Consider the following 17,661-nt stretch of genomic DNA (forward strand, 5'->3'; position numbering starts at 1 on the left):
GTTGCAATGGGCGGCGGTGAAGGCACCGGTGCCGACACTGGCGCCGACGCCCTCCCCGGCCTACTCTCCGGTCGTGCCGTCGAGCATCTCGCGCAGGATGTCCAGGTGGCCGTTGTGACGGGCCGTCTCCTCGGTGAGGTGCAGGAGGATCCAGCGCAGGTCGACATGGAGGCCGTCACGGACCGCCCGCTTCGCCCGCGCGTCCAGCGCGTTCCCGGCGACCAGCTCGCGGTGGCGGGCGCTCTGTTCGGTGTACTCACCGAGCAGTTGCGCGAGCGGGTAGTCGACGGCGATGCGCATCTCGCGGTCGGGGTCCTCCTCGGTCCAGGGGCCCCGGTCCTCCTCACCGAGGAAGACCACCTGGAACCAGAAGTACTCGACCCAGCGGAGGTGGTTGATCAGTCCGCTCACGGTCATCAGCGGTGAGCCCGGCAGGAGCGCCTTGCGCGCGTCGTCGGCCGAGAGCCCCTCGCACTTGGCGCGGGCGGTGTCGCGTGCGTAGTCGAGGAACGTGGTGAGCTGGGTGCGCTCGTCCCACGCGGGCGGCGTGTCATCGGTTCTGGTCATCGCGGGAAGGGTTCCCGATCACGTGACCCGTGTCGAGGCATTTATCGAGATGCCGGGCCGGTTCCGGCGATCGCCGAGTCGTCGCCCGCGTCAGGAAGGACGCGGGCCGACGCCGTGGAGGAGGGTGTCGACGATGGAGGTCGCGAGGGCGTCGGGGTCGCGCTCGCCGTCCCCGCGCGGGGCGTGTTCCCCGCCGTGCAGAACCTCGCTGATGAGGGCGTAGAAGACACGGCGCACCCACTCCAGGTCGGCGTCCGGCGCGATCACACCCTCATCCTGGAGCCGCCCGAGCAGCTCGGTGCACCGGAGGGCGATCTCCTGGTGCGTACGCGCGGCCTCCTCGCTCTGCGCCAGGGCCGGCCCGAGGGCGAACCCCCAGGCCCCCTTGACCCGTAGCACGTTGGCGGTGGCGCGGTGCAGCGCGACCAGAGGCGGGGCCGTCTCGGGATGACCGTCGTCGATGGCCTCCGCGAGCTTCGACGCAGCCTCCGCCGCCAGGGCGTCGACGAGGGCCTGCCGGCTGGCGAACCGCCGGTGGACGGTGGTCCGGGTCACTCCGGCGGCCTCCGCGACCTGTTCCATCGACGCGGCCGGGTTCTGGGCCAGGACGCGCTCCGCGGCCGCCAGGATCGCGCGGACGCTGCGTTCGGCGTCGGCCCGCAGCGGGCGGCCCGCCGTCTTGCTCATCTCGTACCTCCAGCCGTGTCGTCCAGGGAGACGTTACAGCGCGGGAGCGGATCACCCATTAACTGACACAGCACTGTTGCAGATTGAGCAACATCGGATACTCTCGTGTCACAGATAGGGCCCGCGTCGTCATGCCGACCGATGTGCCCTGCTCATCCCGCGTTTCCTCCAGAACACGAGCGAAGGAGCACCACCGTGCCTACAACTGCTCTCATCACCGGCGCGTCCTCGGGCCTCGGCGCCGAGTTCGCCGAGCAACTCGCCGCCCGCGGCCACGACCTCGTCCTGGTCGCGCGGTCGGCCGACCGGCTGGCCGCCCTCGCCGACCGGCTCGGCGACACCCACGGCGTGCGGGCCCACGTCCTGGTCCAGGACCTCGCCGAGCCGGACGCCGCCCGCAGGGTCGGAGCCGAACTGGCCGAACGGGGCCTGCACGTGGACCTGCTGGTCAACAACGCCGGATTCGGCACGTGCGGCCGGTTCGAGCACACCGACGGACAGCGCGACCACGAGCAGCTGATGGTCAACGTGGTCTCGCTCGTCGGCCTCACCCATGAACTGCTGCCCGGCATGCTCGCGCGCGGCCAGGGCTCGGTGATCAACGTGGCGTCCACCGCCGCCTTCCAGCCGACGCCGTACTTCGCCGTCTACGGCGCTTCCAAGACCTTCGTGCTCGACTTCAGCCTCGCGCTCCGCCAGGAGTACCGGCGGCGCGGCATCCGCGTGCTCGCGCTCTGCCCCGGACCGGTGGAGACGGGCTTCTTCGACGTCATAGGGACCCGGAAGGCCGCCGTGACCGGCTCGTTCGCCCTGCCCCAGGCGGTGGTCCGCTCCGCACTGCGCGCCCTCGACTCCGACCGGGCCTACGTCACACCGGGTCTGAGCAACGCGGTGACCGCCCACCTGGCCCCCCGACGGCCGCGCGCGATGGTCGCGGCGATCGCCGAGCGCGTCTCGCGCGGCGTCCGGGACGTGCGCGAGGACGGGCAGCGGACGGCGGTGTGACGCGGCGCCGGATATTCCGTACCGCGCCGCCGTCCGAACCAGCAGACTCACCCCCATGGTGGTGGAGATGGACGCGCTCAGGAACGAGATCGGCAGTTGGGCGGCCGGCGGCCCGGGCGGGCCGGCGGGCGAGCTGGTCGACCGGCTGCGGATACGGACGGCGGTACTGCTGGAAGGGGCCAGCGACCTCGCGGCCGTCGAGACCCTCGCCGCGCGGCGCGGCCGCGACCTGGCCTCCGAGGGGGTGTGCGTCGTGTCGATGGGAGGGGCCATGAACATCGGCCGCTACGCCGGACTCCTCGGGCCGACCGGCCTCGGCCTGCGCCTGACCGGTCTGTGCGACGAGCGCGAGCGGGGCTTCTACGAGCGCGGCCTGGAGCGGGCGCGGGCACCCCTCGGAGGGATCTTCGTGTGCGTGGCGGACCTGGAGGAGGAGCTCATCCGGACCCTGGGCACCGCGCGGGTCGAGGAGATCGTCGGGGCCGAGGGCGACCTCCGCGCCTGGCAGACCTTCCTGCGTCAGCCCGCACAGCACGGCCGCTCCCGGCAGCAGCAGTTGAGGCGCTTCCTGGGGACGAAGAAGGGCCGGAAGATCCGCTACGGTCACCTCCTCGTCGAGGCCCTGGACCTCGACGCGGTGCCCACCCCTCTGGAGGGCCTCCTCGCGAGCCTGTGACCGGCGCGCGGGAGGAGACGCCCATAGCATGCGGGGATGGATCTCCGGGCGGGCCAGGTGCTGGTCCACTACGTGGAGCACGGGCCGGGAGCCGGCCGCCCCGTGCTCGTCCTCCACGGCGCCGGCGTCGACCACCGTGAGGCCGAGGCGTGCTTCGAGCCCGCCTTCGACGGCGTCGCGGGGCTGCGCCGGCTGTATCCCGACCTCCCCGGCATGGGCCGGACTCCCGCTCCCGAAGCACTGCGCGGTGCCGACGACGTCCTCGACACGCTGCTCGCCTTCGCGGACGAGGCCTTCGGCGGGACCCCGTACCTCCTCGTCGGGCACTCCGCGGGCGCGTACTTCGCGCAGGGGATGGCCGCGAGGCGCCCTGAGCGGGTCGCGGGTCTGGCACTCGTCTGCCCGCTGTCGGCCGGAGTGCGCGACGTACCGGAGCACCGTGTCGTCGCCGGAACGGGCGAGCTCGGGGACGAGGTCTTCCGCGGCTACTTCGTCATCCAGTCCCCGGAGATGCTCGAACGGTACGAGCGTCACGTCGTCCCGGCCGCGGAGCTCGTCGACCAGGCAGCGCTGGACCGCATCGGTGAACGGTGGGCACTCGCCCCCGGCCCGTCCGAGGTCTACGGGGGTCCGACGGTGATCGTGGCGGGGCGGCTGGACTCGACGGTCGGGTACGCCGCCGCCACCGACCTCGCCGGCCGGTACCCGCACGCCTCGCTCGCCGTGCTCGACGACGCGGGACACGCCCTGCCCCACGAACAGCCGGAACTCCTGCGCGCCCTGCTCGCCGAGTGGCTCGTACGGGTCGGGCGCGCGGGCCGCCCCTGAACCCGGAACACGTACGACACCGGTCGCGCGTCCGGGACGGGCGCCGCACGGACCCCCGCGATCGTCCGCCCGTTCCTCCGGGTATCGTCCCGGTTCGCCCGGTGTCTATCATTCGGGCCGTACCATGCGCCTGCCGGGCGCGTGGAGCGAACCGCGGGCGTCAGGGGGAGGCGCGATGGCTGCACGACCGTACGACCGCATACGCGGGTCGCACGAGACGGACGGGAACGACCTGCCGGGCGGGGTGGAGCTGTACCACCTGAGGCCGGACGGCGGCATCGACCTCACCGACCGCGAGGGCTCCCGGGAGCTGGGACCCGAGCGGGAGTTCCTGCGCTTCATCGACGACGGGCAGCTCGCGCACTACCTCGTGGGCGACGCGGCCACCTCGCCGGAGCGGCCCTCCAACGCGACGGTGAAGCTGGGGGTCGTCGGCCCGCGCAGCGCCTTCACCCCGCACGCGCACGGCGGTGAGCACTTCGTCCTCAGCCTGGGACACGCCGCGTGCGGGCTCTACGACGCCGACCGCGGCCGCGTCACCCAGGTGCCGCTCGCCCCGGGCATGCTGATCCGCATCCCGGAGATGATGCCGCACTCGTTCGCGAACCGCGGTGAGGCCCCGCTGACCATCGTCGCCGCCAACACGGGGTACGGGATCGACCACGAGGACTACGCGATCACCGCGACGGAAGCAGAGCACCGGGCCTGCGCGGGCGCCGCGCGGTCCGCCGCGCCGGCGCTCCTCGCCGCCGCCACCGACTACCGGGTCCTGGCCGCCGCGCTGCGCGACATCGAGCTCGCCCAGCGGGTCGACGGCATACCCGGCACCAGCGTCCGCGAACGGCTGGCCGCACGGCTGCGCCGGGTGGCGACGGCGCTGGAGGTCCGCCGGTGATCTGCCCGCACTGTGAACGCAACCTGCTCCGCAAGGAACGCACCGGCAACATCTGCGGCCACTGCAAGCGCGCCTACGCGCTGGACCCCAAGACCAACAGCCTGCGCCTGGGCGACCTGCGGGTACGCCGGATCGCCACGGGGCTGACGGACGACGGACGGATCCACGTCACCCCCGGCCAGCTGTGGTACGCACTGTCGCGCAAGCGGATCAGGGACGGCGACTTCGACCCCGGCTGCGCGGGCGGCGCCATCGTCTTCGCCGTGATCACCGCTCTCCTGGCGGGAATCGGCGGGCTGACGTTCATGTGGTACGTCTCCGGAGTCCTGCTGGTTCTCGCCTTCGGCAACCTGATCGCCCACGCGATGGGAGCCGGCCGGGGCATCCCGCCCATACCCCGCTCGCTCTTCCGTGACGCGGTGCTCGTCCCGTGGGTCAGGGTGTACGGAACCCTGCCGCCCGGCCTGGTCGACGACATCGGCGACCCCTGGCCCCGGCGGCCGGCCGACGCGCCGCCGCCGAACGCCGTGCTGGTCTGCCCCGACCCCTCCATCGCCGCCTTCCTCACCGCCGACGGGCTGCCCGAACGCCACGGCATCGCCCTGGTGGAGGGCCCCGAGCAGGTCCGGTCGTCCCTGCTCGCCGAACTGCCGCCGCGCGGCCCGGTCCTGGTGCTCCACGATGCCGACGCGCGCGGTGAGCTGCTGGTGCAGCACCTGCGCGCCGGCCTCCCCGGGCGCCCGGTGGTCGACGCGGGTCTGTCCCTGCGTACGGTCCGGGCCCGGGCGAAGGCGGTGGCGTACCGCGATTCCCTGCACAAACCCGCGCCCGAGGAGATGCGACGGCTCACTGCCCTGGGCACGTTCACCCCGGAGGAACTGAAGTGGCTGGCCCGGGGCTGGCGGTTCCCGCTCGTCGGCGTTCCCCCGGTCAAGCTGCTCGCCGTGGTCGACCGGCTCGCCGGACAGGCGGCCCGCGGCGGCGACACCGAGCGGCGCCGGGCCGCCGAAACCGGCTTCATGACCTGGCCCGGAGCCGCCCCCGGCGGCACGGATGCGGAGGACGCGTCGCGGTGAGATGCCCGAACTGCTTCACCGAGCTGAAGCGCAAGGAGCGCACCGGCCGGGTGTGCTCGCACTGCCAACGCGGCTTCGCCCTGGACCCCCAGCTGCACGGCACCGGCATGCACGACCTGCGGATCCGTCACTGCGCGAAGACCCTGACCGACAACGGCAGGCTCAAGGTGACGGTCACCCAGCTCTGGTACCGCTCGCGTACGGCGAGCTCGTCCTGGCCCGGCCGGGAGGCGCGGGGGATCCGGCGCGGCATCAGCTGGCCCGTGGCCCTGGCGGTATGCGCCGGGCTGATCGCCCTCGCGGCCCGCAGCAGCGGTGCACCGGCCTTCTGGGCCGGCGTCGGCGCCGTGCTGGTCCTCGTGGTGCCCAAGCTGATCCCCTACCGGCGGGCCCTGCCCGCCGGCTCCTCCATCAGCCCTCCCGAGTACGCCTTCCGACGCCTGATGACCGGCGAGTGGCGCACGACGTACGGAGAGCTGCCGCCGGGTGTCGTGGACGACGACGACCGCACCTCCCGGCGCGCCGCGAAGCGGCCGCCCCGTCCCAGGGCCGTGATCCTGTGCACCGACCACGCCGTCGCGGTCTTCCTGAAGGCGAACGGCGTGCCCGCGCGGCTGGAAGCCGTACTGCTGGAGGCCGACCCGGACTACCTCCACGAAGAGCTCGCCGAACTCGGCGACATCGACGCCCTCGCCGCCCTTCCGGGCCGGCTCCCGGTCGTGGTGGTCCACGACGCGAGTGCCATGGGCGCACTGCTGACGCCGCTCCTGCGCATCGCCCATCCGGACAGGACCGTGGTGGACGCCGGGCTTCCGGTGGCCGCGGTCCGGCGCCGGCGCGGCGCCGTCCACCGCTTCTCCGAGCCCCAGGCGGTGGACACGGACGCGCTGCGGGCCGTCGCGGACCTGTCCGAGGAGGACGCCTCCTGGCTGGCCGCCGGGTTCTGGAGCCCGGTCGCGGCGGTTCCCCCGGCCCTGCTCCTCACCGTCGTCGAGCGGGCGGTGGAACGGGCCGTGGCCGCCGCCCCGGCACCGTCCGGTCCCGCACCCGAGGACAGCTTCCTGACCTGGCCGGACACCCCCGCGACGAAAGGTACGTCCACCGCATGAGCACGAGCACGACCCCGCGTACGGAGGGGGGCGCGGGCAGGGGCCTGCCCGGCTCCGTGGTCACCGCACGCCCCGCAGCGCCCCGCCCCGGGGGCCGGATCCTGGACCTGGCGATCGGGCGGGCCGCCGCCCGCGCGGCCGACCCGGGCGGGCTCCGGTTCACGGAGCGTCAGCTCTACTACGAGACCTGCCGGGTCCTCAGCCCCGCCCCCCGGCTGCTGCGCCGCGTTCCCCGCACCCCGGCGCCGGTGCTGCGGCTGCCCTCCTTCACCCGTGCCCTGGACGCGCGCGGGCGGGACACCGTACCCGGCCTGCTGCCGGCGGCCGTGCCGCCGGCGGAGGGTTCCGGTTCCCGGCCGTCCGAGCCCGACCTGTACGACTACGGGCTGCCCCGGCTGCTGCTGTGCCAGGACCGCTCGATCGCCGCGATGCTGCTCGCCAACCACGTCCACCTGGAGGCGGCCTGCCCGGTCCTCGCGGTGGCCGACGCGCTGCCGCTGGATCCGCGCCTCGTCGCGGCCCTGGAGCGGGCCGGGGGCGGCACGGTGCACGTCCTGCACGACGCGAGCCCCGAAGGCGTGACGCTCCCGGCCCGGGTACGGGCCTCGCTCGGCCCCGTGGCCGGGGTGCGGGTCAGCTCGCTGGGTCTCGTCCCGCGGCACGTCTCCGCCCTGCGGCTGCCGACCGGCCGCGGTCCGGCCCCGGCCCCCGAGGCGGGCGCCGACTGGCCGGGCGCGCTGCGGCCGCGCGAGGCGGCATGGCTGGCCCGGGGCCGGTTCGCCGAGGTGGCCGCGGTCCCGCCGGCCAGGCTCGTACGGACGGTGCTGCGCCTGACCCGGGGGCCGCGGCCGCCCCGCGACTCCATGTGGGGCGAGCTGAGCGGTCTGCGCACCGCCGGCTTCATGACCTGGCCCGCCGCGTGACCGGCCCCCGTCACCCCTTCCACCGACCCGAGGTACGCATACGATGATCCGGCCCCAAGAGATCGGCTACGCGGACGAACTCCTCGCCGACGGCACCGTCCACCGCAGGTACGAGGACGGTCTGGAGGAGTGGCGCACCCGTACCCCCGGCCGGCCCCACCTGGTGAGCTGGCGCGACAACCGGGGCGGCTCGGGCACCGACGAACTGCTCGGCAACCGGGTCGTCAAGCGCACCCTCGCCGACGGCACCGCCCTCTACGCCCGGGACATCGGCTACGGCCGGACGGTGTGGCCGCGCGGCGAGCGCGTCACCGTGAACCGCAGCTCCTTCGGCGGCCGGATGGGGGTGCTGCTCGCCGGGCTGGGGGTGGCGGCCCTCGCCGTGACGGCCGCCCAGCTGCCGCCGCTGACCATGAGCCCGGAGGAGGAAGAGGCCCTGCGCCGCCAGCAGGAGCAGGCCCAGGCCTCGTCGTCCTCGGGCGGCGACGGGGGCGGCGATGGCGGCGGGGACTCCGGCGACGACAGCTGGGAGGACGCCTGGGACGGCGACGAGGACGCCTGGAGCGACGACGACTTCGGCTGAGCCGAAGCCCCCGACAGCGGGACAGACACCACGCACGAAGCACGAAGCACAGCACGAAGGAAAGGAGCCGTCCGTGGCACGTCTCTGCGCCTGCCTGGCCGAGACCACCGGGCGGGCCCGCGCCCATCTGGAGAGCATGGGCGCGGTCGGGCCGGGCCACGTCCCCGTCGGCGTACCCGGTGCGGAGCTGAGCCTCGTCACCGGTGAACCGGGCCGGGCCACGGGCCCGTTCACGGCGCACGGGCGCACCGCGGTCGGCGAGGTCACCCTCCACAACCGCCCGGTGCTGTTCGCCGCCCTCGCGGCCCGCGCCGACGCGCCCCCACCGCCGGCCGACTGCACCGACGGGGAACTCCTGCTGCACTGCTGGGCGTTGCTCGGCGAGGCCGGAGTGGCGCTGGCCGAGGGGATGTTCGTACTGGCCGTGCTGGACGGCCCGGACCTGGTCCTGATCCGGGACCACGTCGGCGCCCGCACCCTCTTCTACGCGCGGGCCGACGGTGCCTGGGCCGCCTCGACCTCGCTGCGGGCGCTGCGCCGCTGGCCGTCGCTCGGCACCTCCATGAACCTGTCGGCGGTCCGCTCCTTCCTCACCTTCGCGTACCTGCCCGGCGAGGAGACCCTCCTCACCGGGGTCCGCGAGGTGCTGCCCGGCAGGATCCTGCGGCTCGCCCGCGACGGCGAGGTCACCGAAACGGTCCACTGGGAGCCCCGGGAGCACATCGAGGAGCCTGTTCCGGCCGACCCGGCCGGCCATGTCCTCGCCCTGCGCGCCCTGTTGGAGCAGGCCACCGCGGCCCGGCTGCCCGCGGCGGAGCCCGCCGCGGTGCTGCTCTCCGGGGGCATCGACAGCTCCCTCGTCACGGCCCTGGCGGCGAAGCTCCACGGCCACCCCGTCCACACGTACTCGATCAGCTTCGGTGACGACCTGCCGAACGAACTGGGCTACTCGGGGCTGGTGGCGTCGCACTGCCACACCCGGCACCGGATCCTGAACGTGTCGGGGGCGGCGGTGGCGTCGCGGCTCGCCGAGGCCGCGGCGCTGCTGGACAGCCCGGTCGGGGATCCGCTCACGGTGCCGAACCTGATGCTGGCCGAGGCCGTGGCCGGGGACGGCGCCTCCGTGGTCCTCAACGGCGAGGGCGGCGACCCCGTCTTCGGCGGTCCGAAGAACCTCCCCATGCTGGTGCAGGAGATGCACCGGACACCGGGCGCGCCCTGGGACGAGGACCGGGCGACCGCCTACCTTCGCTCGTACCGCAAGTGCTGGACGGACCTCCCGGTGCTGCTGACCGCCCCGGTCCTCGAAGCGCTGGAGGACGCCCCGCGCCTGGAGCGGCACGTCGAGCCGTACCTGACCCCGCAGGGCCCCGGCCCGCACGCCATGGACCACCTCCTCAACCGGCTGCTCCACTGCAACCTGCGGACCAAGGGGGCGCACCACATCCTGACGAAGGTGGAGCGTCTGACCTCCTCCCAGGGCGTCGAGGGCCGCTCCCCGCTCTTCGACCGGTCGGTCATCGACCACGCGTTCGCGACGCCGCCGGGGTTCAAGCTCCGCGGCACGGCAGAGAAGTGGATCCTCAAGGAGGCCGTACGGGACCTGCTGCCGGCCACCGTGGTCGACCGGCCGAAGAGCGGGATGCGGGTGCCGGTCCAGCAGTGGCTGACCGGCCCGCTGCGCGACCTCGGCCACGAGCTGCTCCTCGGCCGGCGGTCCCGGCAGCGGGGCCTGTTCCGGCCGGAGACCGTCCGCACCTGGCTGAAGGGCGAGGGCACGCTGCTGCCGAGGCAGGGCGGCAAGCTGTGGCTGGTGCTGACGCTGGAGCTGTGGCTGAGGTCGTACGACATATGAGTTCCGAGCACGCCCCCGATCCGCGAAAGGCACCCATGACCGCCGTACCCGCCGAACCGTCCGAGCTGACCGATCCCCGCACCGGGCGGGTGCGCGGTACGGCCCCCCTGTCGCGGGAGGCGGAGGTGACCGCCGCCGTCGCGGCGGCCCGTGGCGCCCTCCCCGGCTGGAGCGCGCTGACCCCCAAGGAGCGGGCCCGCCGGCTGGACCGTCTGGCCGCCCTGGTCGAGGAGCACGCGGACCGGTACGGGGCGTGCGAGCGGGCGGGCACGGGCAAGCCCGCGGCGGAGACGGCCGGGGAGATCGAGCAGGTCGCGGACCTCTTCCGGTTCTACGCCTCGGCCGCGCGCACCCGGACCGCGCCCGCCGCGGGTCATCTGGTCGAAGGGCACGAGAGCTGGGTCCGCTGGGAGCCGATGGGCGTGGTCGGGGTGATCGTGCCGTGGAACTACCCGCTTCTGATGGCGGCCTGGCGTTGTGCGCCGGCCCTCGCGGCGGGCAACACGGTGGTGGCGAAGCCCGCCGAGACGACTCCGGACAGCCTGGAGCTGCTGGCGGAGCACGCGGCTCTGGCCCTGGGCGCGGACGTGCTCGGGTACCTCCCGGGCGACCGGGAGACGGGCCGGCTCCTGGTGGAGTCGGGGGTGGACATGGTGGCGTTCACCGGCAGCGGGCGGGCCGGCGCGGACGTCGTGGCGCGGGCGGGGACCCGCCGGGTCAGCCTGGAACTGGGGGGCAACGCGCCGGCGATCGTCCTCCCGGACGCCCCCGCCGACACCTTCGAGGCGCTGGCGGAGGCGGCCACGTACAACGCGGGGCAGAGCTGTGCGGCCCCGGCCCGGGTGATCACCCTCGCGGAGAACCACGAGGAGGCCGTCGCCGGGCTCGCGGCGGCGATGGGGGCGCGGCTGGCCGGCCGTGACTTCGGTCCGCTGAACAACCCGGACCAGGCGGCGCGGTACGACGCCCTGGTCGCCTCCTCCTGCGCCAAGCGGAACGTCGCTGCCGGCGTCTCCCCCGCGGCCGGCGAGGAGCGGGGCCACTGGCGTCCGGCCCGCCTGCTGGCGGACCTCCCGAACGACGACCCGGCCGTCACCGAGGAGGTGTTCGGCCCCCTCCTCACCGTCCAGCAGGCGCCGGACGTGGAGGCCGCCCTGGCCCTGGCGAACAGTGTCCCGCAGGCCCTCGGGGCCAGTGTCTGGACCTCGGATCTGGCCACCGGCCTCGACCTGGTCGCCCGGCTGGACGCCGGCGAGGCCTGGCTCAACTGCCACTTGGTGCAGACGGCCGAACTCCCGCACGGGGGCCGGGGAAGCTCCGGCCACGGCACCGACCTGAGCATCCTGGCGCTCCACGAGTACCAGCGGCCGAAGACCGTGACCGTACGGGTGCCGCGCTAGTGCTGTGACCGGCAAGGTTCACCAGGTCACAGCACTAGGCAGCCTGGTCCACGAGGTCGCCGACCAGTTCGGCGAAGGCCTCCGGGGTGAGGACCGTGACGCCGAGCTCCGCGGCCTTGACGGCCTTGGAGCTCGGCTTGCCGTTCGCGGAGGGCGCGCAGACCAGGTAGGTGGTCCTGGAGTTGACGCTGCTGCCCGCCTTGCCGCCGGCCTTCTCGATCAGGGCGTTCATCGCGGAGCGGCCCAGTTCCTCCAGGGGGCCGCTCATCTTCCCGGTGACGACGACGGTCGCGCCCGCCAGCGGGCCGTCGCCGGCGGTGACCGGGGCTTTCGGTTCCGTCATGTTGACCCCGGCCGCCACGAGCTTGTCGATGACCGGGGCCAGGGCGGCGACCTGTTCGACGATGACCGGGGCCTTCTCGCCGCCGATGCCTTCGACCTCCTGCATGAGGACGGCGTCGGCCTGCCGGATGGCGTCCATGGTCCCGAAGTGCGCGGCGATGCGGCGGGACATGCTGCGGCCGGTTCCGAGCACGCCGAGGGAGCAGAAGACGCGGCTGAGCGGGCGGTACCTGGCGGCCTCGATCTGTTCGGCGAGCTTGGCGCCGCGCTTGGCGCTGCCGGAGGCCGTGGTGAGCTGCTCCTCGGTGAGGGTGAACAGGTCGGCGACGTCCGTGACGGCTCCGGCCTCGATGAGCGCGTTCACGTACGTCCTGCCCAGGCCGTCGATGTCGAGCATGTCGCGGCCGGCGGCGTACTCGATGAGTGCGGGCAGGGCGCAGGCGGTTCCACGTGCGCAGCGCCAGCGCTCCTGGCTCTTGTCTATCTCCCCTGCGCAGTTGGGGCAGGCCGTGGGCAGCGGCACCTCGGGGGCGCCGGCCGGGCGCAGGGCGGTGACGGCGCCCTGGACGCGGGGGATGATGTCGCCCGCCTTGTAGACGGTGACGGTGTCCCCGAGGTGGAGGTCGCGGCGGCGGATGTCGGCCGGGTTGTGGAGGGTGGCCCGGGTGACGGTGGTTCCGTCGAGCTCCACCGGTTCGAGGATCGCCGTCGGGGCGAGCACTCCGGTGCGGCCCACTTCCCAGATCACCTCCGTCAGTACGGTCTGCCGCTCGACGGCGGGCAGTTTGAAGGCGATCGCCCAGTACGGGAACCTGCTGCCGAAGCCGGCCGCGGTCTGCTCCGCCGCGTCGTTCGCCTTGATCACCACGCCGTCGATGCCGAACGGCAGGCCCGGGCGCAGTGCGGCGATCTCGTCGACCTTTCGCTGCGCCTCGGCGAGGGTCGCGACGACGTGGAGTCCGGCCGGTGTGCCGGCCGTGGTCTGCACGCCCGCCTCCGCCACGGCGGCCAGGAGTTCGGCGTGCGTGGCCGCGGCGGGCGCGAAGGCGATGCCGTCGAGCTCGACCGCTCCGTACGCCCAGAAGGTCATGGCGAGCCGGTAGGGGCGGTCCTTCGCCCGCAGCGTGCCGGCGGTGCCGTTGCGGGGGTTGGCGAAGGCGGGTGCGCCGTGTGCCGTGCGGACCTCGTTCGCCGTCTCGAACTGCTCGCGGGTGAACAGGACTTCGCCGCGGACCTCGAAGGTGGCGGGTACGGGGAGCTGCGCGGGCAGGCCCTCGATGGTGCCGATGACGTGGCTGACGTCCTCGCCGGTGGCGCCGTCGCCCCGGGTGACGATCTGCTCCAGCCGTCCGGCCCGGTAGCGGGCGGCGACGGCCGCGCCGTCCATCTTGGGCTCGACGGTGAACCCGCCGGCGGGCTCGTGGCCCAGGCGCCGCTGGAGGGAGGCGCCCCAGGCGACGAGGCCGGCCGGGTCGAAGACGTTGTCGAGGCTGAGCAGTCGCGTGGTGTGCGCGACGTCGCCCGCCGGGGCGGCGCCGTCCCCGACCAGGCCGGTCGGGGAGTCCTGGGCGGCCTCGTCCGGGTGCGCCTCCTCCCAGGACAGCACGGCGAGCCGGAGCCCGTCGTAGGCGGCGTCGTCCAGGGCGCTGTCGCCGTCGCCGTAGTAGGCCGCGGAGGCCTTGCGCAGGCGGGTGAGGGCGGCCTCGTACGCGTCGCGGCCGGACATGACGGACAGCGCCTCAGCGGCGGGGAAGTTCTTCATGAGCATGATCCTTGCTCATGGGTCTGACAACGGGCCTCCTACGAGCGCGCGGCCCGCTCCCCGACCCGCACGGTACGGGCCCGGAGCACGAACGGCCGGGAGACGACGGTGACGGCGACGGACACCGCGGCCAGGGCGGTGATCGTCGTGGCGGGGGTCAGGTGCCCGGCGAGGCCGCCTGCGATCGCGGCTCCGATGCCCTGCCAGGTCATGCGGCCCGCGGATTCGACGCCCTGGACCTGGCCGCGCACCGGATCGGGGGTCAGCTCCAGGAGCTGTTCCTGGAGCGGCAGCGTGGCGGCGAAGCCGGCGCCGGAGACGAACACCGCGGCGGCCGCCACGAGGACGTGGGGGTGGACCGCGAACAGCAGGTAGGGGACGGCGAGCAGGAGGCGCAGGGTGAAGGCGTGCCGGCGGCGCTGCCCGGCGTCGAGGAACCGCCCGACCGTGAGGTCTCCGAGGAGCATGCCGGCCGATCCGGCGGCCAGGAGCACGCCCGCGCGCTCCGGGGCGTAGGAGATGAACAGGGCCTCGCAGCCGACGATCAGGCCGTTGGGGACCCAGAGGTTCAGCAGCAGCGCGCGCCCGCCGGGGTGGGCGAAGAGCTCGGCGTTGGTCCGCCAGGTCCGGCGCAGTCCGGGGCGGCGGGTCAGCCGGATGGAGCGTTCCCGGACGGTCGTGGCGACCACGGCGAGGGCGGTACCGGTCAGGGCCGCCGCGGTGAGGAAGACCCCTTGCGGGGTGAGGCGGGTGAGCAGTGCGGCGCCCGTGGCGTAGCCGAGTACGGCCATGCCGCCCGAGGTGATGTTCATCAGCGAGCGCGCCAGGGCGTACTGCGTGGCGGGCACGACCTCGGCGAGCAGCCCCATGCGGGTGCCCGTACCGAGGGACTGGAAGAACCCGAGCAGCAGCAGGAGGCCGAAGCGGGCGGCCAGTGACAGCCCGGGGACGGCCTGGGCGGCGACTCCGGCAAGCGAGACGCACTGGAGCGCGACGAGGGTCCGGCGGGGGCGGCCGCCGTCCGCGACCGACATCAGCGTGAGGGCGCCCAGGACGGTGGCGAAGGTGGCGCCGTACATGCTCACGGCCGTCAGGAACGGGGAGCGGGTCTGCTCGTGGACCAGCGTGCCGAGCGCGAAGCCCGACAGCGTGGTCGCGGCGACGGTCAGCGTGAAGCCGGCGTAGAGACCGGCGAACTCACGGTTGCGGAGCAGGGTGCGGTAGCCGGTGGCGGGGTGCGGTGCGGTGGGTGCGGAGGTGTGAGAAGGCATGAAAAAAGCCTCCGCACGCACCCGTTCGGGTGGTGGCGAAGGCCGACGCGCACATTCTAACACCCGTCAGGGCCGCGGTTGCCGCGGTGCTTCCCGGTACGGTCAACCGGCATCTATCCATGACCTGTCACATGTGAAATATTACCCGCGCTGCGGCTCACCGCCGCCGCGCCGCGACCAACTCACCGAAAGGCGCCCCACCTTGCGCAGACTCGCTGCGGTGGGAGCGGCGATATCCCTCGCCGCCCTCGCCGTCCTGACCCCCCTTTCCACCCCCGCCTCCGCGGCCACCCCGCCGCCCGCCCCGCCGCTCGGCGGCCCCCGGGCCGAGCAAGCCGCCGCACCGCCGCCCGCCCCCCTCGAACTCCAGCGCCAGGCGCTGCGCCGCCAGGCACTCGAGGACGTCGCGGCGGGCGGCGGTTCGGGCGACGCCCTGCGCGCGGAGGCGGACGGCACCCTCCCCCGCACCGCGAAGATCGGCAAGCGGTACGTCGAACTCGCCCAGGAGCGCAAGGACAAGGTCTTCGTGATCCTCGCCGAGTTCGGCGAGCGGACGGACCCCCGCTTCGGCGGCACCCCGGGCCCGCTGCACAACACCATCGGCAAGCCCGCCCGCGACGACAACCACACCCTGTGGCGCAAGGACTTCGGACGGGACTACTACCAGCGGCAGTTCTTCTCCACCGAGCCCGGATCGGCGTCCATGCGCGCCTACTACCGGCTCCAGTCCTCCGGCCGGTACGACATGGACGGCACGGTCACCGACTGGGTCAAGCTCCCCTGGAACGAGACCCGCTACGGCACCGACAACTGCACCGAGGCCGGTCAGTGCCGCACCAACTGGGACATGATCCGCGACGCCACCGCCGCCTGGTACGACTCCGAGCGCGCGAAGGGACGTACGCCCGAACAGATCAGGGCGCAGCTCGCCGAATACGACGTGTGGGACCGCTACGACGCCGACCACGACGGGAACTTCGACGAGCCCGACGGCTATCTCGACCACCTCGTCGTCGTCCACGCGGGCAAGGACCAGACCTGGGGCGGCGGGGCCCAGGGCAAGGACGCCGTCTGGGCGCACCGCTGGTTCGCGTACTGGAACCAGGCCGGCAGCGCGGGCCCCGAGGGCAACAAGGCGGGCGGCACCCCCGTCGGCGACACCGGCATCTGGGCCGGTGACTACCTCACGGGCGGCGAGAACAGCGGAGCCGGGCTGTTCTCCCACGAGTTCGGCCACGACCTGGGCCTGCCCGACCTGTACAGCTCGGACGGGGACAACGGCGTCAACTTCTGGTCCCTGATGTCCTCGGCCTCCTACCTCGGCAAGGGGCCCAACACCACGGGCGAGTTCCCCGGCGACCTCGACCCGTGGAGCAAGCTCCAGCTCGGCTGGCTGGAGTACACCGAGGCCGACGCGGGCCGCAGGACGCGCGCCGTGCTGGGCGTCTCGGGCTACAACACCGAGGACCCACAGGCCCTGCTGGTCCACCTGCCGCCCTCGGTGACCCGTACCGAGCTCACCGACCCGTACGAGGGCTCCGGGCAGTGGTGGAGCGGCACCGGCGACTTCATGGACAACACCCTCACCCGCCCGGTGGACCTCACCGGGGCCGGCTCGGCCCGGCTGGACGCCCGGGTCTGGTACGACATCGAGCAGGACTTCGACTTCCTGACCGTGGAGGCCTCCACGGACGGCGGGGTGAACTGGGCGCCGCTGCCCGGCACCGTCGACGGGACCGCCATCCCCCCGAAGGGCCTCTCCGGCACCTCCTCCGGCTGGCGGGAACTGGGCGTCCCCCTGGACCGTTTCGCCGGACGGAGCGTCCAGATCCGGCTGCGCGTGACCTCCGACGGCAACACGCACGGCAAGGGCGTCACCTTCGACGACCTGCGGATCACGGCGGACGGCCGGGAACTGCTGCGCGACGGCGCGGAGCACGGCGCGAACGGGTGGACGGCGCAGAAGTGGTCGGTCACGGAGGGCCGGACGGGCATCGCGCAGCACCCGCGCGCCTACTTCGCGGAGAACCGCCGCTACACGGGCTACGGCAGCCTGCTGAAGTCCGGGCCCTACAACTTCGGCTTCGGCGGCGACAAGGTGGAGTTCTACCCCTACCAGCAGGGCGTGCTGATCTGGCTCTGGGACACCGCGTACAGCGACAACACCACCAAGGCCCACCCGGGCGGCGGCCTGCTGCTGCCCGTCGACTCCCGTCCGCAGCCGCTGCTGTTCACGGACGGCACCCCGCTGAACGCGCGCGCCCAGACGTTCGACGCGCCGTTCTCCCTCCGGGCGAGCGACCGGATCGTGCTGCACAGGGCGGGCGTCCCGGTGGTGGTCCCGTCGCGGCCGGGGGTCCCGGTGTTCGACGACCGCCGCGGCTCGTACTGGAACCCCGAGCTGCCCCAGCTCGGGGTCCGGGTACCGGACACCGGGACCCGTATCACCGTCGAGAAGGAGGCCGCGGGCGGCTCGCTGACCACCCTGCAGGTCACCCCGTCCCCCTGAGACGCACTCCGGGACCGGTGCGGACGGGTTCTCTGTCCGCACCGGTCCCGGAGGGGTCGGGCCGATACGAGCCGGCCGCTAGTCTTCTGAGTCAGGAATTCCATTCAGATGTGTAGGCTTGTTGGGTGGCACGAACTGGGCGGCCGAAGGCTGAGTTGACGTTGTCGGACGAA

Annotated in this window: 15 protein-coding genes; 11 read left to right on the forward strand and 4 right to left on the reverse strand. The window is 73.6% G+C overall.

What is annotated here, in order from left to right:
- Positions 1-60: 60 nt before the first annotated feature.
- A complete protein-coding gene (locus ACZ6Y1_RS35365; protein WP_469639843.1) occupies positions 61-567 on the reverse strand; it encodes a DinB family protein in 507 nt (168 codons plus the stop codon).
- Positions 568-657: 90 nt separating this feature from the next.
- Positions 658-1,254 carry a TetR/AcrR family transcriptional regulator gene (locus tag ACZ6Y1_RS35370; protein ID WP_469639845.1) on the reverse strand — a complete coding sequence of 199 codons (597 nt, stop codon included), beginning with the start codon at positions 1,252-1,254 and terminating at the stop codon, positions 658-660.
- 195 nt (positions 1,255-1,449) lie between these two features.
- On the opposite strand from ACZ6Y1_RS35370, the gene ACZ6Y1_RS35375 reads away from it, so the two are divergent.
- The 10 genes from ACZ6Y1_RS35375 (at position 1,450) to ACZ6Y1_RS35420 (ending at position 11,604) form a co-directional block, all read left to right on the forward strand.
- Positions 1,450-2,259 (forward strand): SDR family NAD(P)-dependent oxidoreductase, encoded by an 810-nt coding sequence (locus ACZ6Y1_RS35375; RefSeq protein WP_469639847.1) that lies wholly within the window; start codon positions 1,450-1,452, stop codon positions 2,257-2,259.
- A gap of 55 nt (positions 2,260-2,314) precedes the next feature.
- The gene (locus tag ACZ6Y1_RS35380; RefSeq protein WP_469639850.1) at positions 2,315-2,935 is read left to right on the forward strand and encodes a TOPRIM nucleotidyl transferase/hydrolase domain-containing protein; all 621 of its coding nucleotides are present in this window, start codon (positions 2,315-2,317) and stop codon (positions 2,933-2,935) included.
- 36 nt (positions 2,936-2,971) lie between these two features.
- Positions 2,972-3,763, forward strand: a complete 792-nt coding sequence (locus ACZ6Y1_RS35385; RefSeq protein WP_469639852.1) for an alpha/beta fold hydrolase — start codon at positions 2,972-2,974, stop codon at positions 3,761-3,763.
- A gap of 175 nt (positions 3,764-3,938) precedes the next feature.
- Positions 3,939-4,658 carry a cupin domain-containing protein gene (locus ACZ6Y1_RS35390; RefSeq protein ID WP_469639854.1) on the forward strand — a complete coding sequence of 240 codons (720 nt, stop codon included), beginning with the start codon at positions 3,939-3,941 and terminating at the stop codon, positions 4,656-4,658.
- The gene (locus ACZ6Y1_RS35395; RefSeq protein ID WP_469639856.1) at positions 4,655-5,734 is read left to right on the forward strand and encodes a hypothetical protein; all 1,080 of its coding nucleotides are present in this window, start codon (positions 4,655-4,657) and stop codon (positions 5,732-5,734) included. The genes ACZ6Y1_RS35390 and ACZ6Y1_RS35395 overlap by 4 nt, the downstream gene beginning before the upstream one ends.
- Entirely contained in the window at positions 5,731-6,843 is a 1,113-nt protein-coding gene (locus tag ACZ6Y1_RS35400) for a TFIIB-type zinc ribbon-containing protein (RefSeq protein WP_469639858.1), read from the forward strand. Before ACZ6Y1_RS35395 ends, ACZ6Y1_RS35400 begins: the two co-directional genes overlap by 4 nt.
- The gene (locus ACZ6Y1_RS35405; protein ID WP_469639860.1) at positions 6,840-7,766 is read left to right on the forward strand and encodes a hypothetical protein; all 927 of its coding nucleotides are present in this window, start codon (positions 6,840-6,842) and stop codon (positions 7,764-7,766) included. The genes ACZ6Y1_RS35400 and ACZ6Y1_RS35405 overlap by 4 nt, the downstream gene beginning before the upstream one ends.
- 43 nt (positions 7,767-7,809) lie before the next feature.
- The gene (locus ACZ6Y1_RS35410; protein WP_469639862.1) at positions 7,810-8,349 is read left to right on the forward strand and encodes a hypothetical protein; all 540 of its coding nucleotides are present in this window, start codon (positions 7,810-7,812) and stop codon (positions 8,347-8,349) included.
- A gap of 73 nt (positions 8,350-8,422) precedes the next feature.
- Complete coding sequence (locus tag ACZ6Y1_RS35415) at positions 8,423-10,204, forward strand: asparagine synthetase B family protein (protein WP_469639864.1); 1,782 nt, start codon at positions 8,423-8,425, stop codon at positions 10,202-10,204.
- Positions 10,205-10,239: 35 nt separating this feature from the next.
- Complete coding sequence (locus ACZ6Y1_RS35420) at positions 10,240-11,604, forward strand: aldehyde dehydrogenase family protein (RefSeq protein WP_469639866.1); 1,365 nt, start codon at positions 10,240-10,242, stop codon at positions 11,602-11,604.
- Positions 11,605-11,638: 34 nt separating this feature from the next.
- Here ACZ6Y1_RS35420 and ligA read toward each other — a convergent pair whose 3' ends face one another.
- Positions 11,639-13,708, reverse strand: a complete 2,070-nt coding sequence (gene ligA, locus ACZ6Y1_RS35425) for an NAD-dependent DNA ligase LigA (protein WP_469639868.1) — start codon at positions 13,706-13,708, stop codon at positions 11,639-11,641.
- A gap of 38 nt (positions 13,709-13,746) precedes the next feature.
- Positions 13,747-14,979 (reverse strand): MFS transporter, encoded by a 1,233-nt coding sequence (locus ACZ6Y1_RS35430; RefSeq protein ID WP_469639870.1) that lies wholly within the window; start codon positions 14,977-14,979, stop codon positions 13,747-13,749.
- Positions 14,980-15,181: 202 nt separating this feature from the next.
- On the opposite strand from ACZ6Y1_RS35430, the gene ACZ6Y1_RS35435 reads away from it, so the two are divergent.
- Positions 15,182-17,488: an immune inhibitor A domain-containing protein gene (locus ACZ6Y1_RS35435; RefSeq protein ID WP_469639872.1), complete on the forward strand. Its 2,307-nt coding sequence runs from the start codon at positions 15,182-15,184 to the stop codon at positions 17,486-17,488.
- The last annotated feature ends 173 nt before the right edge of the window (positions 17,489-17,661 follow it).

The sequence above is a fragment of the Streptomyces sp. NPDC053432 genome (assembly GCF_055585365.1).

Bases quoted from the DNA above. Each gene is read 5' to 3' on its own strand.
- ACZ6Y1_RS35390 (WP_469639854.1), top strand. From the start codon at position 3,939: ATGGCTGCACGACCGTACGACCGCATACGCGGGTCGCACGAGACGGAC.
- ACZ6Y1_RS35430 (WP_469639870.1), bottom strand. From the start codon at position 14,979: ATGCCTTCTCACACCTCCGCACCCACCGCACCGCACCCCGCCACCGGC.
- ACZ6Y1_RS35405 (WP_469639860.1), top strand. From the start codon at position 6,840: ATGAGCACGAGCACGACCCCGCGTACGGAGGGGGGCGCGGGCAGGGGC.
- ACZ6Y1_RS35420 (WP_469639866.1), top strand. From the start codon at position 10,240: ATGACCGCCGTACCCGCCGAACCGTCCGAGCTGACCGATCCCCGCACC.
- ACZ6Y1_RS35385 (WP_469639852.1), top strand. From the start codon at position 2,972: ATGGATCTCCGGGCGGGCCAGGTGCTGGTCCACTACGTGGAGCACGGG.
- ACZ6Y1_RS35410 (WP_469639862.1), top strand. From the start codon at position 7,810: ATGATCCGGCCCCAAGAGATCGGCTACGCGGACGAACTCCTCGCCGAC.
- ACZ6Y1_RS35365 (WP_469639843.1), bottom strand. From the start codon at position 567: ATGACCAGAACCGATGACACGCCGCCCGCGTGGGACGAGCGCACCCAG.
- ACZ6Y1_RS35370 (WP_469639845.1), bottom strand. From the start codon at position 1,254: ATGAGCAAGACGGCGGGCCGCCCGCTGCGGGCCGACGCCGAACGCAGC.
- ligA (WP_469639868.1), bottom strand. From the start codon at position 13,708: ATGAAGAACTTCCCCGCCGCTGAGGCGCTGTCCGTCATGTCCGGCCGC.
- ACZ6Y1_RS35380 (WP_469639850.1), top strand. From the start codon at position 2,315: ATGGTGGTGGAGATGGACGCGCTCAGGAACGAGATCGGCAGTTGGGCG.